12 protein-coding genes and 1 pseudogene are annotated in these 15,476 nt (G+C 60.3%); 2 read left to right on the top strand and 11 right to left on the bottom strand.

Features of this window, described 5'->3' with window-relative positions; genetic code table 11:
- Positions 1–4: 4 nt before the first annotated feature.
- From BLM14_RS21055 to BLM14_RS21030, 6 genes are all read right to left on the bottom strand, one after another.
- Positions 5–1,660, bottom strand: a complete 1,656-nt coding sequence (locus BLM14_RS21055; protein WP_100001840.1) for an ABC transporter ATP-binding protein — start codon at positions 1,658–1,660, stop codon at positions 5–7.
- A complete protein-coding gene (locus BLM14_RS21050) occupies positions 1,657–2,511 on the bottom strand; it encodes an ABC transporter permease (RefSeq protein ID WP_100001839.1) in 855 nt (284 codons plus the stop codon). Before BLM14_RS21050 ends, BLM14_RS21055 begins: the two co-directional genes overlap by 4 nt.
- Positions 2,508–3,458 (bottom strand): ABC transporter permease, encoded by a 951-nt coding sequence (locus tag BLM14_RS21045; protein WP_100001838.1) that lies wholly within the window; start codon positions 3,456–3,458, stop codon positions 2,508–2,510. The genes BLM14_RS21050 and BLM14_RS21045 overlap by 4 nt, the downstream gene beginning before the upstream one ends.
- Before the next feature lie 88 nt (positions 3,459–3,546).
- The gene (locus tag BLM14_RS21040; protein ID WP_100001837.1) at positions 3,547–5,157 is read right to left on the bottom strand and encodes an ABC transporter substrate-binding protein; all 1,611 of its coding nucleotides are present in this window, start codon (positions 5,155–5,157) and stop codon (positions 3,547–3,549) included.
- A gap of 205 nt (positions 5,158–5,362) precedes the next feature.
- Entirely contained in the window at positions 5,363–6,736 is a 1,374-nt protein-coding gene (locus BLM14_RS21035) for an aspartate aminotransferase family protein (protein WP_100001836.1), read from the bottom strand.
- Positions 6,737–6,749: 13 nt separating this feature from the next.
- Positions 6,750–7,589, bottom strand: coding sequence for a GNAT family N-acetyltransferase (locus BLM14_RS21030; protein ID WP_100001835.1), 840 nt, complete (start codon positions 7,587–7,589; stop codon positions 6,750–6,752).
- Between the two features lie 317 nt (positions 7,590–7,906).
- Here BLM14_RS21030 and BLM14_RS21025 point away from each other — a divergent pair, with 317 nt between their 5' ends.
- Both BLM14_RS21025 and BLM14_RS21020 read left to right on the top strand, forming a co-directional pair.
- Complete coding sequence (locus BLM14_RS21025) at positions 7,907–8,575, top strand: haloacid dehalogenase type II (protein WP_100002176.1); 669 nt, start codon at positions 7,907–7,909, stop codon at positions 8,573–8,575.
- Between the two features lie 13 nt (positions 8,576–8,588).
- Positions 8,589–9,863: an NAD(P)/FAD-dependent oxidoreductase gene (locus tag BLM14_RS21020; RefSeq protein WP_100002175.1), complete on the top strand. Its 1,275-nt coding sequence runs from the start codon at positions 8,589–8,591 to the stop codon at positions 9,861–9,863.
- A 74-nt stretch (positions 9,864–9,937) separates the two neighbouring features.
- Here BLM14_RS21020 and BLM14_RS21015 read toward each other — a convergent pair whose 3' ends face one another.
- The 5 genes and pseudogenes from BLM14_RS21015 to BLM14_RS20995 all read right to left on the bottom strand — a co-directional run bounded on the left by BLM14_RS21015 (position 9,938) and on the right by BLM14_RS20995 (position 15,469).
- Entirely contained in the window at positions 9,938–11,395 is a 1,458-nt protein-coding gene (locus tag BLM14_RS21015) for an NAD-dependent succinate-semialdehyde dehydrogenase (RefSeq protein WP_100001834.1), read from the bottom strand.
- A 16-nt stretch (positions 11,396–11,411) separates the two neighbouring features.
- A pseudogene (locus BLM14_RS21010) lies at positions 11,412–12,456 on the bottom strand (tartrate dehydrogenase).
- A gap of 9 nt (positions 12,457–12,465) precedes the next feature.
- Positions 12,466–13,929 carry an aldehyde dehydrogenase family protein gene (locus tag BLM14_RS21005; RefSeq protein ID WP_100001833.1) on the bottom strand — a complete coding sequence of 488 codons (1,464 nt, stop codon included), beginning with the start codon at positions 13,927–13,929 and terminating at the stop codon, positions 12,466–12,468.
- A gap of 238 nt (positions 13,930–14,167) precedes the next feature.
- Positions 14,168–14,521: a cupin domain-containing protein gene (locus BLM14_RS21000; protein ID WP_100001832.1), complete on the bottom strand. Its 354-nt coding sequence runs from the start codon at positions 14,519–14,521 to the stop codon at positions 14,168–14,170.
- Positions 14,522–14,545: 24 nt separating this feature from the next.
- Positions 14,546–15,469 carry a 2-hydroxyacid dehydrogenase gene (locus tag BLM14_RS20995; RefSeq protein ID WP_100002174.1) on the bottom strand — a complete coding sequence of 308 codons (924 nt, stop codon included), beginning with the start codon at positions 15,467–15,469 and terminating at the stop codon, positions 14,546–14,548.
- Positions 15,470–15,476: the final 7 nt, after the last annotated feature.

Below are 15,476 nucleotides of genomic sequence, written 5' to 3'. Positions count from 1 at the left end.
ACCGTCAGCGCTGGCAATAGGCGCGAACCAGTTCCGGATCCCGTTCCAGGCAATCGAGCCAATGCGGATCGAGTTTGGGAACCGAAGAAAACAGCAGTTGCGAATAGGGGTGTTGGGGGCTCTTGGCTGTGGCCGACGGCATCAGTTGCTCCACCTTTTCCCCCGCATACATGACGACGATTTCGTCACAGATCGCTTCCACCACCGAAATGTCATGGCTGATGAAAATGTAGGAGAGACCCAGTTCCCTCTGCAGTTCTTTCAATAGTTCGATGACGGCGGCGGCCACGACGGTGTCAAGTGCCGAGGTAATCTCGTCGCACAGGATCAGCTTCGGATCGGCGGCAAGGGCACGGGCGAAATTCACTCGCTGCTTCTGCCCGCCGGACAGTTCCGCGGGCCGCCGATTGCGGACCGAACTGGGCAACTGAACCATGTCCAAAAGCGCAGTAATCCGCTTGTTGCGCGTCGCGCCATCCATGCCGTGATAGAAGGTGAGGGGACGTGCAATTATGTCCTCGATCGATTTGGCGGGGTTGAGCGCTGTATCGGCATACTGGAAGACGATCTGCATCTCGCGCAATTGCTCGTGTGTACGCTTGGAAGCACTTGGTGCAAGCTCCTGGCCATCAAAAATGACCCTGCCGCCGGAGCTAGGTAGAATGCCGGCAATTGTCCGGGCAAGAGTCGATTTTCCGCAGCCGGATTCACCGATAATGCCAAGATTGCGGCCTTTTTCCACCGTCAGACTCACTGAACGCACAGCACAGATGAGCGGCAGCCCGTTGCTCTGGATGGTACCGTAGCCGGCGACGATGTTCTCAATCTCAAGAATGGGACGTGCTTCCGAAACGACCGGGGCTGCGCCTCGTGCCTTAGGTTCGAAAGCAGCGAGCAGTTCGCGCGTATAGGGGTGCTTCGCATCCGACAGGATTTGCTCAGTGCTGCCTGCCTCCTGCACCTCGCCGCCTTTCAGCACGACGATCCGGTCTGCGATTTGGGCCACGACCGCAAGATCATGGGAGACGTAAACCCCCGCGATACCACCCCTACGCATTACGGCCTTGAAGGCACGTAGGACCTCGATCTGGGTCGTAACGTCGAGCGCTGTCGTCGGCTCGTCGAAGATCACGATCTTCGGATCGCCGATTAGCGCCATTGCCGCGGAAAGGCGCTGCAATTGGCCACCCGAGACCTGATGCGGATAACGCTCGCCGATCGTGTCGGGCTCCGGCAGGGACAGCGCCCGGAAGAGTTCGATCGCGCGGGCCTTTGCCTTGGCGGCGGGCATGAGGTCATGAATGCGGGTAATCTCGATAACTTGCTCCATGATCGTTGCGGCAGGATTGAAAGCTGCTGCCGCACTTTGTGGAACATAGGAGACTTCGGTGCCGCGGACACGGGCCCGCGCCTTTTCGGAAAGCCGGGCCATATCCTTGCCGGCAAGCTTAACGCTACCGCCGGAAATGCGGCAGCCTGGGCGGGCATGTCCCATCAAGGTCAAAGCGACCGTGGTCTTTCCCGATCCGCTTTCGCCGATGAGCGCAACGATTTCGCCTTCCGCCACATCGAAGCTCACCCCTTTGATGATCTCGACAATGCGGCCGGAGTCTGTCTTGGCCTCAACCTTCAGATCGCGGATTTCAACGAGATTGGTCATTGTACACTCCGGTCGCGGATCTTGTAAGGCAGGTTGTCGATCAGCAGGTTGACGCTGATGGTAAGACTGGCGATCGCGATCGACGGGAACATGACCGCCGGGGCGCCAAAAGGCAGGCCGCCGATATTCTCGCGCACGAGCGCGCCCCAATCGGCATAGGGCGGCTGGACGCCGAGACCGAGGAAGGAGAGCCCGGAAAGCAGCAGCACGATAAAGACGAAACGAAGGCCGAGATCAGCCAGCACTGGACCGAGGATGTTCGGCAGGATTTCGGAACGAATGATGTAAAAAACGTTCTCGCCCCGCGTACGAGCAACCGTGATGAAATCCATGGCATTGATGTTCACGGCCAGAGCGCGGGCGAAGCGATAGGCGCCCGGGATGTAGATGACGGACAGCGTGAAGATCAGAACCGGGATCGACGATCCGACCGCAGCGACGACAACCAGGCCGAACAGCTTGCTTGGGATTGAGCTCATGGCGTCGAGAAACCGGCTGAGCAAAGTGTCGGTCCAGCCACCGCTGACGGCTGCGATCATGCCGAGTACGACGCCCGTCGTACAGGCGATCGCCACGGCGGCCACCGAGATTCCGACGGTGTAGCGCGCGCCCATCACAATGCGTGAGAACATGTCACGGCCAAGATAGTCCGATCCCAGCCAGAACTGTGTCGACATCGGGCCGAAGTAGTCGACGTCGACGATCTCTCCGACCGGATAGGGGATGAGGAGATGGGCGAAGACGGCGACAAACCCCCAGAGGAGAATGACGGCAAGGGCCAGCATCCCGACAAGATTGAAGCGGTAGCCCATGCGGCCTGCCGCCGGCATTTTTGCGGTATCTATTGTCATCGCAGCCTCGGATTTGAAAGGATGGCAAGAATGTCGGCAAGCGTGATCAGGATCAGATAACCAAGACAAAAGATCATCGCGCAACTCTGGATCAGAGGCAGGTCGCGGGTGGCGACGGCATCGACCATCAGTTTTGCTATGCCGGGATAGTTGAAGATCGTCTCGACAATGATCACACCGCCCAAAAGGTAAGACAGCGACAGGGCCACGGCGTTGACGATCGGGCCAAGTGCGTTGGGAAGGGCATGCTTCAGTACGATCCGCTGGCGCGATGCGCCCTTGAGCAGGGCCATCTCGACATAGGGCGTGTTCAGCGTTTCGACTACCGCAGCACGGGTCATGCGGATCATCTGAGCGGAAACGACAAAAGTGAGCGTGATGACCGGCATCGCATAGACGCGCAACAGATCGGTGATCGAGTGAACCTCGTTGGCAAAGGACAAGGCCGGCAGCCATTTGAGATAGACGGCGAAGACGAGGACGGCCGAAGTCGCTACCATGAATTCCGGAACCGATATAACACCGATCGTCAGTATGGTGACAACCCGGTCGTAAAGCGAGCCGCGCATCATGGCAGCGGTAATCCCGAGCGTAAGAGCGATCGGAACCGAGAACAGGGCGGTCACACCAGCGAGCTTCAACGTGTTGATGAAGCGTCCGGCGATAAGATCGGCGATCGGCATGTCGTTGGCGTAGGACGTTCCGAGATCGCCTGTGACGAGCCCTCCGAACCACCGGATGAATCGGATAATCGCCGGCTCATCCAGATGCATGGCCGTGCGAAGGCCCGCGACGGCCTCGGGCGTTGCGGCCTGGCCAAGCAGGATAGTTGCCGTGTCGCCGGGGAGCATCATCGTGGCGAAGAACACCGCGAAGGATACGATTACCAGCGTAATTACGGCGATGAGCAGCCTGCTCATCACAAGAGAGAAGATCCGATGGTTCATAGACGCGCTTCCTTTGACGTTCGGCCGACCGACTATACGCGATCGGAACGCGAACCGAGGGCAATTCTGCCCTCGGCCACTCGCCTCGTCAGGCTTCGAGCCAGACATACTCCGCAAAGGCGTAGCCCATTTGGCCGCCGAGCGGGCTCGGAGCCAGCCCCTTCAGTTTAGCTGTGGTGGCATCGACGTTAGAAAGGTAGGCCGGGATAATGGTGCCCGCTTCCTCCGCGACCATGACCTGCATCGCGTTGTAGATTTCCTTGCGCTTTGCCTGGTCGAGCGAGCCGCGCGCCTCGATGAGCATCTTGTCAAACGTCGCGGACTTGTACTGGCTCTCGTTCCACGGTGCGTCCGATGCATAGAGCAACGAGAACAGAATGTCGGGTGTCGGCCTCGGATTGATGTTGCCGAAATGGACTGGTGCCTTCAGCCAGTAATTGTCCCAGTAGCCATCCGAAGGCACGCGCTGCACGTCGAATTTCATTCCGATCTCCGCGCCGGCGGCCTGAACGATCATCGCCATATCGATCGAGGCGTTTGCTGCTTCAGACGCGACCATCGGGATTGATTGACCGAGCACGCCCGCCTTTTCGAAGTGGAACTTCGCCTTCTCCGGATCGAAGGCCTTCGCCTTGAGATCGGCGTTGTAGTACAGGCTGGCGGGCGAAATCGGCTGATCGTTGCCGATTTCCGCAAGACCCCGCAAGGCTGATTTCTGGATCTGCTCGCGGTTAATCAGGTACTTCATGCCTTGGATGAAGTCCATCTTGTCCCCCGGTGCCATGTCCATCCGAATGTTGAGGTTGGTATAGTTTCCGGAGGTGGTCTTCGAGAGTGCGAAGCCGTCCTGGCTTTCGACCAGCCGCATCGAGCGCGGGTTGATCGATGCGGCAAGATGGATGTCCCCGGACAGAAGGGCGTTGACGCGGGCATTGTCGTCGCTGATGGCGAAGTATTCGAAAGAATCGACATTCGGGCCGCTGGATTTCCAGTAATTCTTGTTCTTGAGGCCGACCGAGCGGACGCCGGGTTCGAAGACCTCGCGCACGAAGGCGCCCGTGCCGTTACCCTTGGAGAAGTCCGTGGTGCCATCGGCCACGATCATGAAATGATGCATGCCGAGGATCGTGGGAAGGTCGCCATTCGCGTTGGCCAGTGTAATTTCCACGGTCTGCTTGTCAATTGCCTTGAACCCGGTCATCTGCGCTGCGATCTTGGCGACTTTCGATCCGACGCCCGGGTCCAGGTGACGCTTCAGCGAAAAGACGACGTCGTCTGCCGTCAGCGGCTTGCCATCGTGGAACGTCACGCCGCTACGCAGCTTGACAGTCCAGACCTTGGCATCCTTGCTCTCGACAGATTCGGCCAGTTCCATCTGTGTCGCGCCGCTCTGGTCGATGTAGGTAAGGCGGTTATAGAAGGCGCAGCAACGCACATAATCGGTGGAGAGCGAGGCCTTGGCCGGATCGAGCGTATCTGCGGTGGAAGATGACCAGCCGGCCGCTTTCAGCGCGCCGCCGGCGATCGGCGTGGCAGCAAGGGCGCGCGTGGCATTGCCGAGCATGAATCCGCCCGCCGCCGTGGCGACGCCACCGGCCAGCATCAACTGAAGAAGTTCGCGACGGGTTGCTCCACGCCGGATGGCAGTTTCAACCATTGCGTCGTCGGCTTTTGTCCAGTTCGTGATCTTGTCGCTCATGTTATTCCCCTTTTTGTTGAATTTCTGCTTGCCCGCCTTTTCGACGGATCTATGCAGATTTCGTTCGAATTCTTTCCTTTTTCCTGTCTCCAGTTTCGCAGCAAAGGCCTGCGGGATTCTCCGTTATAAACCTGCCCGACGGCACAAAATTGCGAATATGCGCATTCTACGATATTTCCCGGAACACGCCGGCGGCGCGCTACCGTCAGACCATGGCGGCGCGCACTGTGGGATCAGCAAGCGTCTCGTCCAGCGTCTGTCGTGTACGCTCGATGATTGCGTCGATATCGCTGTCGGTACAGCAGAGCGGCGGCGCGTAACCCAGAACCCCGCTGGCAAAGGCGCGAATAATAAGACCATTGTGCCAGGCACGGTCGAAAATGCGGCGGGCCGGGTCGGCCGCAGCCGGAAGAGGGGTCTTCCGCTCTTTGTCCACCACCAGTTCGACCGCAGCCAGCATTCCGCGGCCACGGACGTCACCGACCAGCGGGTGATCCCTCAGACTTTCGAGGCCCGCCATCAGCCGCGCGCCGGCCCTGCGGCCATTTTCAAGAAGCCCGGTTTCATAGAGGCGCAGAACTTCCAAGCCGACCGCTGCACTGACGGGATGAGCCGAGTAGGTATAGCCGTGCCCGACGGCGGAAGCGCCGGCTGCCTCGGCGATGGTCTGGTAGACGTGTTCAGACATGAAGAGCGCCCCCATCGGTACATAGCCGGACGTCAGGCCCTTGGCGACCGTTAGAAGGTCGGGGACGATTTCCTCCTCGGAGCATGCAAACAGCGGGCCGGTGCGGCCAAAACCGGTGATGACCTCATCGGCAACGAAAAGGATGTCGAACGTGCGGCAGACCTCCCGCATGGCCTTCATCCAGCCTTTGGGTGGCACCAATACGCCGCCGGACCCTTGGATCGGTTCGGCATAGAATGCTGCGATCCGCTCAGCGCCCAGCTGTTCGATCTTCTGCTTCAATGCGGCAACCGAAGCGGCGATGATCGCTTGCGGATCCGTTCCGGCGGGATTGCGATAGGCATAATGGGATGGAATTTTGTGCTGCCAATCGAAGGGCAGGCCGAAACCGGCATGAAAGGCCGGCAATGCAGTCAGGCCGGCGCCCACGGTGGACGAGCCATGATAGCCCTGTTCGATGGAGATGAACTGGTCCTTGTTCGGTTTCCCGCGGGCATTCCAGTAGTAGCGGATGAAGCGAACCGTACTGTCGACGGCATCGGAACCACCGAGCGTGAAATAGACGTGGTTGAGGTCGCCCGGTGCACGGTCGGCAAGTTCTGCGGCGAGCCGGATGGCGGGCTCCGAACCAAGGCCGAAATAGCCGGTCGCATAAGGAAGTTCACGCATCTGCTTTGCAGCGGCCTCCACAATGCTGTCATGACCATAACCGGCATTGACGCACCAAAGACCGGCAAAACCGTCGATAAGCTGCTTGCCAGTGGCATCGGTGAGCGTAGCGCCGGAGGCGGATGCCAGCACGCGCACCCCGAGCGTTTCGTGCGTTCGATAGGAAGCGACCGGATGAACCAAGTGCGCACGATCAAGTTCGATGAGGGAATTGCTAAACATGCGGGTCTCCAGGTCAGCCGAAGGCTTGGTTGGCGAGAGCGTAGGTCTTGTAGGGCGGGCGAGCCGGGGCTTCGGTCCCACCCGTGCGCATGGCTATGCCGCCGCCGACATGGGTAAGTCCCAAGCTCTCCAGCCAAGGTGCAAGTCCCGTGTCGGCCATGGTATCGATGCGCAGAAATGCACCCGGTCGGCTCCCGATAAACGAGGAAATGAGCGTGCGGGCATCGTGTAAATTCTTGGCCACGACCGGACCGATCACGTCGCCTCGTCCGAAAGCACGCAGAGCAGCAAAACCCTGAACCCGGCCTGCGCGCCGTATCACGACAAATTCTCCGACCTTTGCCAGGTGTTCCAAGAGGCACCTCCGGTCGGCCTCGAAGGCCGCGCGGTCGAGCGCTATGACAGCGTCAAAATCGGCTTCGCAGGCGTGCTCAATCCCATCGGGTGCTGCTATAGCGGGGATCTTCCCCTGATATTGCAGGATGGTGCCGACCGGCTGGAACCCAAGTTTTTCGTAGAGCGGAAGCCCGTCGGTGGTTGCAACCAGACGCAACTGGCGCTCGCCGCCGATGTCGAGTGCGGCCTGCATCAGCCTGCGCCCGAGACCGCGGCCGCGAGCAACTTCATCGACGATCACCATGTTGATCGTTGCGCAGTCTGCACCATAGGGAGTGACCAGTGCTGTCCCGACCACATGGTGATCGTCTGCAACAGCCGCGATCCCGCGGCTTACGGCAAGTGCCATTTGCCAGTCTTCCGGGCGATGCGGCCAGCCGGCCTGACGCGAGAGTGCGACAGCACCTTCGAGATGTTTGGGCCCGAAGGCCACAAGATCGATTTGACTTGTGTGCATCTGTTGGATCCTTAGAAAGCTCTCTTATTCTTAGATCCGCGGCGTCAGAATATCGTCCCGAGGACGGGGTGCTGGCGGTATCTTTCACCGTAGCTTTGATGGCTCACCGCATCTTATGCTGACCAGCGGGCGCGTGGCGACCGCGTCGAGCAAGCCTAGCCGAGCCGATGGTCGCTGAGGCGGAATACTGTGCCAAAGAGTGCGTGTGATACGGAACAATCTACTATGCCTCCGCTGATTTCAGTCGAGCGGCCCGCGGCCCGCGGCCTATGATTGAGACAGGCAACATCGCTCCGGCTATTCAAGGATTTACAGCAATGGCTCACTTCCGCCCGAAATTTATCACCTTCGACTGCTACGGAACACTGACCAACTTCCAGATGGCCGAGGCTGCCCGGGATCTCTATGGCAGCCGGCTTGACGATGCGCGCATGGTGGAATTCATAAAGAATTTCGCTGCCTACCGCCTGGACGAAATCCTGGGTGACTGGAAACCCTACAACGAAGTGGTCCACAATGCCGTCGAACGCACCTGCAAGAGGAACGGCGTCACCTTCCACGACGAAGATGCCAGGACGATCTATGAGCGCGTTCCGACTTGGGAGCCGCATCCCGATGTTCCCGCGGGCCTTGCCAAGGTCGCCAACGAAATCCCGCTCGTCGTGCTTTCCAATGCCATGAACTCCCAGATCATGTCCAATGTCGAAAAGCTTGGTGCACCTTTCCACTCCGTCTACACTGCGCAACAGGCCAACGCCTACAAGCCGCGTTTCAAGGCCTTCGAATACATGTTCGACATGCTGGGCTGCGGCCCTGAGGACGTCCTGCACTGCTCGTCTTCGTTTCGCTACGACCTGATGTCGGCGCACGACCTCGGCATCAAGAACAAGGTCTGGGTCAATCGCGGTCACGAGCCGGCGAATCCCTACTACGGTTATGTCGAAATTGCGGATATCTCGGGCCTGGCGGGGGTCGTCGGGCTCTGATTGGGACATGGCAATGAAGCTCAAATCCTACTGGCACGACACGGCCTCCGCCTTTGTAGGCGCGGCGCAAGGCCCCGTCGAGGGACATTACGACGTCGCCATCATCGGCGGCGGCTTCACCGGCCTTGCTGCCGCACGCCACCTTGCGAAGGCGGGTGCGCGCGTCGTCGTGCTGGAGGCAGAGCGGATCGGATGGGGCGCTTCCGGCCGCAATGGCGGGCATCTCAACAATGGCCTCGCCCACAGCTTCATTGCCGCCAAGGCTGAACTTGGCAAAGAGAGCGCCATCGCGCTTTACCGCGCATTCGATGACTCGATCGACACAATCGAGGCGATCATTGCCGAGGAGGGGATCGACTGCAATTTCCGCCGGGCCGGAAAGCTCAAGCTCGCCTCCAAGCCGCAGCATTTCGATGCAATTGCCCGAAATTTCGAGGCAATTCACAACGAGGTTGATCCGGACACTGCGCTTCTCACGGCGACCGACCTGAAGGATGAGGTCGGCTCGCCATTCCATGGGGCTATGCTCTCCAAAAAAAGCGCGATGATGCATATGGGGCGCTACGTCGTAGGGCTCGCCACCGCCGCCGCCCGCCACGGCGCTACTATTTTTGAAAAGGCGGCGGTAACGGCCCATCGCAAAGGGAATGGACGGCACAGCCTGGCTACTGCGCGCGGGACCGTCACCGCCGATCACGTGCTCGTGGCGACTGGCGCCTATACGCCATCGGTGTTCGGTTATTTCCGTCGCCGCATCATTTCGGTCGGCAGTTTTATTATCGCGACCCGACCGCTGACCGAAGCCGAAATCGCGGCGACGATGCCCGGTAACCGGACCTGCGTCACCTCGATGAATATCGGCAATTATTTCCGGCTGGCGCCCGACAACCGGCTGATCTTTGGCGGCCGCGCCCGCTTTTCCACCACGTCCGATCAGCGTTCAGATGCAAAGAGCGGCGAAATTCTTCGCGCAAGTCTGGCCCAGATCTTTCCACAACTTGCGAAAGTCGAGATCGATTATTGCTGGGGTGGGCTGGTCGACATGACCAAGGACCGCTATCCGCGCGCCGGCTATGTCGATGGCGTCTGGTACGCCATGGGCTATTCCGGCCATGGCGCGCAATTGTCCACTCATCTTGGCATGATCATCGCCGACGCCATTCTGGGCAAGACGGATCGCAATCCAGTAAAGGGGCTCGACTGGCCGGCCGTTCCCGGCCATTTCGGCAAGCCGTGGTTCCTGCCGCTTGTCGGGCTGTACTACAAGACCCTCGACCGGTTTCAGTAAAGGCATCAGCGAGAAACAAAAAGGGCGCCGGGATGATTTCCCGGCGCCCTTTTTCGTTGTTCCCGTTCGGCCGATCACGTGAGCCCGCCGATGTGGACGCTCTTCATTTCCAGATATTCCTCGATGCCGCACTGGGCGCCTTCACGGCCAAGGCCGGACTGTTTCACGCCGCCGAAGGGGGCAACTTCCGTCGAAATTGCTCCGGTATTAAGGCCAACCATGCCGAACTCCAGCGCCTCGGCAACGCGCCAGGAACGCTTCAAGTTTTCGGTATAGAAATAGGCCGCTAAACCGAAGGGGGTTGCATTGGCGATCCTGATTGCCTCCTCCTCCTTCTCGAAGCGGAAGAGGGGGGCAACGGGCCCGAAGGTCTCTTCGCTGGCGAGCTGCATGTCGGTCGTTGCCCCGCTGAGCACGACCGGCGCCGTGTACTGATCGCCCGCAGGCATGGCCGCAGGCGTCGTGAGGATTCGAGCCCCCTTGGCGACAGCATCGTTCACATGGCGGTTGATCTTTTCGATTGCGGCCCTGTTGATCATCGGGCCGATATCGACGCCGGCTTCCGTGCCGGGTCCGACCTTCATGGCCGAGACGCGGGCGGCCAGTTTCTCGGCGAAGGTGTCATACACACCGGATTGGACGAGAAGGCGGTTAGCACAGACGCAGGTCTGGCCGCCATTGCGGAATTTCGAAGCGATCGCCCCCTCGACGGCAAGGTCGAGATCGGCGTCGTCGAAGACGATGAACGGCGCGTTGCCGCCGAGTTCCAGGCTGAGCCGCTTGATGCTGTCGGATGCGCCGCGCATCAGAAGGGCACCGACCCGGGTGGAGCCGGTGAAGGAAATCTTGCGAACAGTTTCATTCGCCATCAGCTCGTTTCCGATCTCGGTCGGCATGCCGGTGACGATGTTGATGACGCCCTTCGGAATGCCGGCGCGTTCCGCCAGAACGCCGAGCGCAAGTGCCGAATAAGGCGTCAGGTCCGATGGCTTGATGACGACGGTGCAGCCGGCTGCAAGCGCCGGGCCGACCTTGCGGGTGATCATCGCGTTGGGGAAATTCCAGGGCGTGATGATCGCGGATACACCGACCGGTTCCTTCAGGACGACGATCCGCCGGTCCGCTGTCGGTGACGGAATGGTTGTGCCGCCGATTCGGCGGGCTTCCTCGGAAAACCATTTGACGAACGAGGCCCCGTAGCCAATCTCGCCGCGCGCCTCGGCCAGCGGCTTGCCCTGTTCCTTCGTCAGGATCAGCGCGAGATCCTCGATGTTTTCGATCATCAGGTCATGCCAGGACTCCAGCAAGGCGGCGCGCTCGGCATGGGTTTTCTTGCGCCATGATCCGAAGGCATTCTCCGCAGCCTCGATCGCCGCGCGGGTATCACCGCCGTCCATGTCAGGCACCACGCCGATCGCTTCCTGCGTTGCAGGGTTGATTACCTCTATTTTGCGCCCTGCCGCAGCACCGCACCATTGGCCGTCGATGAGCCCATGTTCACGAAACAGGCTAGTGTCCTTCAACTCGTTCATTGTGTCCTCTCCTTTGTCAGCCAAGCGCCGAAAGCACTGCCGTTGTGATTGAGTCTGTTTTGTCCTTGCTGGGGATGGCACCGATGCCGCGCGCAGTCGTAGCCTCGATCGCGGCCATGACGTTGTCAGCGGCGATTTTCTCGCCAAGCTGATCCAGCATCATCGCACCCGACCATATGGCGGCAATCGGATTGGCAATGCCGAGATGGGCGATGTCTGGAGCCGAGCCATGGACGGGCTCGAACATGGAGGGCGCCGAGCGGTCCGGATTGATATTGGCGGAGGCGGCGAAACCAAGCCCGCCTTGAATGGCGGCGCCAAGGTCGGTGAGTATGTCGCCGAACAGATTGGAGGCGACCACGACGTCGAGGCTTTCCGGCGCCATGACCATGCGGGCGGCCATGGCGTCGATATGATAGCTCGTCACCTCGACATCTGGATACTCACGCGCAAGCGCCTGCGTGATCTCGTCCCAGAACACCATCGAATATCTCTGCGCGTTGGACTTGGTGACGGAAGCGAGCTTTCCGCGCCGGATGCGGGCCTGTTCGAAACCAAAGCGCAGGATACGCTCCACGCCCTTTGCGGGTGAATATCGAGGTCTCGACCGCCACTTCATTATCGGTGCCCTGATGCACGCGGCCGCCGGCGCCGGAATACTCACCCTCGGTGTTTTCGCGGATGCAGAGAATGTCGAAACCGTTGGCCTTCAGCGGGCCCCGAACGCCCGGCAGCAGCCTGTGCGGGCGGATGTTAGCATATTGCACGAAGGCTTTGCGGATGGGCAGGAGAAGCCCGTGCAGGGAGACCGAGTCCGGAACTTTCGCCGGCCAGCCGACCGCGCCGAGCAGGACGGCATCAAAGGATTTCAGGGTGTCAATGCCATCGGCAGGCATCATCGTGCCATGTTGAAGGTAGTAATCGCAGGACCAGGGATAGCTGGTGCCTGCGAGGGCAAAATCGGCAGTCCGGGAGGCTTTTCCCAGCACCGCCCAGGCAGCATCGGTGACATCGCGGCCGATACCGTCTCCGGGCAGCAGGGCGATCTTGTAGGTCTTCATGGTCAGTCCTTAGAGGCTGATGAGCACGCTCTTGCTCTTGCGGTTGGCGAGAAAGGCATCGCGCCCGAGATCCTTGCCGATGCCGGATTGTTTGTAGCCGCCGGTTGGCAAGATATGATCGCGCGAACGGCCGTAGCGGTTGACCCAAACCGTGCCGGCCTGCAGGCGGCGCGTCAGGCGGATGGCGCGGGAAAGGTCTCGGGTGAAGAGGCCCGCAGCGAGCGCATAGGTCGGGTGGTCGGCGAGTGTCAGCGCCTCTTCCTCATCCTCGAACGTCTGGATGGTCAGCACTGGGCCGAAGATTTCTTCAAGCACGGCGGGCGACGTTGCCGTCACGCCGGAGATCAGCGTCGGCGCGTAGAAGTAGCCTTCACGGTCGAGGCGCTTGCCACCCGCCAGGCATTCGGCGCCGCCTTCGATGGTGGCGCGCACGATGCTGTCTATGCGGCCGATCTGACGCTCGGAAATGATTGGCGGATAATCAGTGGTTTCGTCCCAGGTGGGGCCGGGGCGGACGGTCGCCAGTCTGACAATGATGGCCTCCGCCAAGGCATCCGCCACCCTCGCCTCGACGATGAGGCGCGATCCGGCCACGCAGGCCTGTCCAGCGTTGGAAAGAAGGCTGGTGGCGATAGCTCCGGCTGCCAGATCAAGGTCGGCGTCGGCAAACACGAGTTGTGGGCTCTTGCCGCCGAGCTCAAGCGTCATCGGCTTGACACCACTCCGAGCGATATTGGCCATGATGGCCGAGCCCGCGCCGGTCGAGCCGGTGAAGCTAACCTTGGCAATGCCCGGATGACCTGTGATCGCGCTGCCTGTGGTCGCACCGTCGCCCAGAACGATGTTGATGAGGCCTCCCGGCAAGCCGGCGCGCACCGCAAGCTCGGCTAGGTAGAGCGTCGAGAAAGGCGTCATCTCGGAGGGTTTCAGCACGACCGCATTGCCGGCAGCGAGCGCGGGACCGAGTTTCCACGCGGCCATCGACAACGGGAAGTTCCAGGGCGTGATCGCGCCGACGACGCCGTAAGGCTCGGTCATGATCATGCCGAGACTGTTGCCGTCGGTGGGGACGACATCGCTGCCTTCCTTGTCTGCGAATTCGGCGAAGAAGCGGATCTGTTCGGCGGTCACGCCAATATCGCCGGCAATCAGATGTCCTACGGGGCGCGTCGAACCGACGGCTTCCATTTTAGCAAGCGGAATGGCCTCTTCTTCGATCAGATCGGCCCACCTTTGCATGAGCCGGGTGCGCTCGCGGGGCCGCAAGGTTGCCCACCCGCTTTCCTTCAAGGTCCGATGGGCCGTGTCCACCGCCCGATCGACGATGCCTGCATCGGCAATCGGGCAATCCCAATAGGCCTTTGCGTCAGACGGGCGCTTGATTGGAAGCTGGCCCGGTGCCTCGATCAGCCGGCCACCAATGAAATGCCCTTTCGGCAGCACAAGCGAGTCTGGGTCGAAGCTAAGGGTCATTGCATATCCTTGCGATAGGTTTGCACAAGATTACTGGCAGATTCCCCGCATCATGCGTCGACTAGCGCCCGCAGACGAACGAAAACGCCGTTTTATCTGACCTCGCCAGCTGAATCTTCGGCGGCGGCAGCGCGACAAAATGCCTTGTCGGGGAGTTACGAGAAGCGGCGGCACGACGCATGAGCATGCGCGGCCGCCGGAGGTTAAAGAGCAGCGAAGGGGCAGCCCAATGATGGTGTCACATGATGGTGACGTAGATCTTTCGGACTGTCTCAATAGTTTTCCAGATACCGGTAAAACCGGGCTTCATGATGAAGCTGTCACCCGCCTTGTAGAGCGTCGGCTCCCCGTCGTCGGGCGTGATCTCGACGATGCCGGACAGGATGTGGCAGAACTCAAACGTCTCTCCCTTGATCGAACGCGTCTCGCCTGGCGTCGCTTCCCAGATGCCGGTGTGGATCATCTCGCCGTGGGTTACGTCCTGCGGCCAGGTTTTGAAGGACGGGTCGCCGCTGATGAGGCGTTCCGGCAAGGGCTTCGATTCCCTCGGCGAGACGGAAGGATTGGTGTCGATGGTTTTCAGCAGAGTCATGGATAACCTTTCTTGGTTGACAGATCAGTAGCCGCGCGTCCGATTGACCAGGCCGATCGGATCGAGACCTGCGCGGTGGCGCTTGATGTTGTCGATGAGGGCGCTTGCTGCCGTTTCCGCCTGGGTGACGCTCGCCACATGCGGCGTGAGGATGATCTTCGGATGCGACCAGAAGGCATGACCGGGAGGCAACGGCTCCGGATCTGTTACGTCGATCACCGCACTCGCCAGATGGCCACTGTCAAGTGCTTCGACCAGAGCGGCATGATCGAGATGCGGGCCGCGTCCGGTATGGATGAGACTGGCACCGGCCGGCAGCATGTCGAACAGGTCAGAATTCAGGAAACCGCGCGTTTCTTCGGTCAGTGGCAGCAGACAGATCAGAATGTCGACCTTCCTCAAAAAATCTTGCAGCCCTTCCTGTCCGCTATGGGTGGTCACACCTTCGATCTCGTGCTGGCTGCGGCTCCAGCCGGACAATACAAAACCAAAAGGCTTCAGGCGATCGAGTACGGCACTGCCCAGCGCGCCGAGACCGAGAACGCCGACCACGCGGCCGGCCGATTGCGTCTGCGGAATGCCTTGCCATTCCTGCTTTCTCTGTTGGGAGAGATAGGTCGGAAAATTGCGGTGCAGCGCCAGCACTGCAAAGGTCACATATTCCTGCATCATGCGGATGATGCCATCCTCGACCATGCGCACCAGCTTCACGCTCTCCGGCAAGCGGGCGATCTGGAATTGATCGACGCCGGCGCCGATCGAAAAGACGATCTCCAGATTGCCATATCGGCCGAGGTCCGCGGGCGCCGTCCAGGTTACCAGGTAATGCACGTCGCGAGGATCGACGGCTGCCGGATCCATGGAAAAGGGGAGATCCGGAAGCTCACGGGCGACAGCCTGCTGGAAGATTCGGCCGCGTTCAGCATCGGAGTTGAACAACAAAGTCATCTGCATT

This window comes from Phyllobacterium zundukense (assembly GCF_002764115.1).
GTDB lineage: Bacteria > Pseudomonadota > Alphaproteobacteria > Rhizobiales > Rhizobiaceae > Phyllobacterium > Phyllobacterium zundukense.
The sequence above is the reverse complement of the archived record's forward strand: the minus strand, read 5'-3'. Positions and strand labels throughout refer to the sequence as shown.

Excerpts from the sequence above, each read along its gene's own strand:
- BLM14_RS21055 (WP_100001840.1), bottom strand. The coding sequence starts at position 1,660 with ATGACCAATCTCGTTGAAATCCGCGATCTGAAGGTTGAGGCCAAGACA.
- BLM14_RS21050 (WP_100001839.1), bottom strand. The coding sequence starts at position 2,511 with ATGACAATAGATACCGCAAAAATGCCGGCGGCAGGCCGCATGGGCTAC.
- BLM14_RS21045 (WP_100001838.1), bottom strand. The coding sequence starts at position 3,458 with ATGAACCATCGGATCTTCTCTCTTGTGATGAGCAGGCTGCTCATCGCC.
- BLM14_RS21040 (WP_100001837.1), bottom strand. The coding sequence starts at position 5,157 with ATGAGCGACAAGATCACGAACTGGACAAAAGCCGACGACGCAATGGTT.
- BLM14_RS21035 (WP_100001836.1), bottom strand. The coding sequence starts at position 6,736 with ATGTTTAGCAATTCCCTCATCGAACTTGATCGTGCGCACTTGGTTCAT.
- BLM14_RS21030 (WP_100001835.1), bottom strand. The coding sequence starts at position 7,589 with ATGCACACAAGTCAAATCGATCTTGTGGCCTTCGGGCCCAAACATCTC.
- BLM14_RS21025 (WP_100002176.1), top strand. The coding sequence starts at position 7,907 with ATGGCTCACTTCCGCCCGAAATTTATCACCTTCGACTGCTACGGAACA.
- BLM14_RS21020 (WP_100002175.1), top strand. The coding sequence starts at position 8,589 with ATGAAGCTCAAATCCTACTGGCACGACACGGCCTCCGCCTTTGTAGGC.
- BLM14_RS21015 (WP_100001834.1), bottom strand. The coding sequence starts at position 11,395 with ATGAACGAGTTGAAGGACACTAGCCTGTTTCGTGAACATGGGCTCATC.
- BLM14_RS21005 (WP_100001833.1), bottom strand. The coding sequence starts at position 13,929 with ATGACCCTTAGCTTCGACCCAGACTCGCTTGTGCTGCCGAAAGGGCAT.
- BLM14_RS21000 (WP_100001832.1), bottom strand. The coding sequence starts at position 14,521 with ATGACTCTGCTGAAAACCATCGACACCAATCCTTCCGTCTCGCCGAGG.
- BLM14_RS20995 (WP_100002174.1), bottom strand. The coding sequence starts at position 15,469 with ATGACTTTGTTGTTCAACTCCGATGCTGAACGCGGCCGAATCTTCCAG.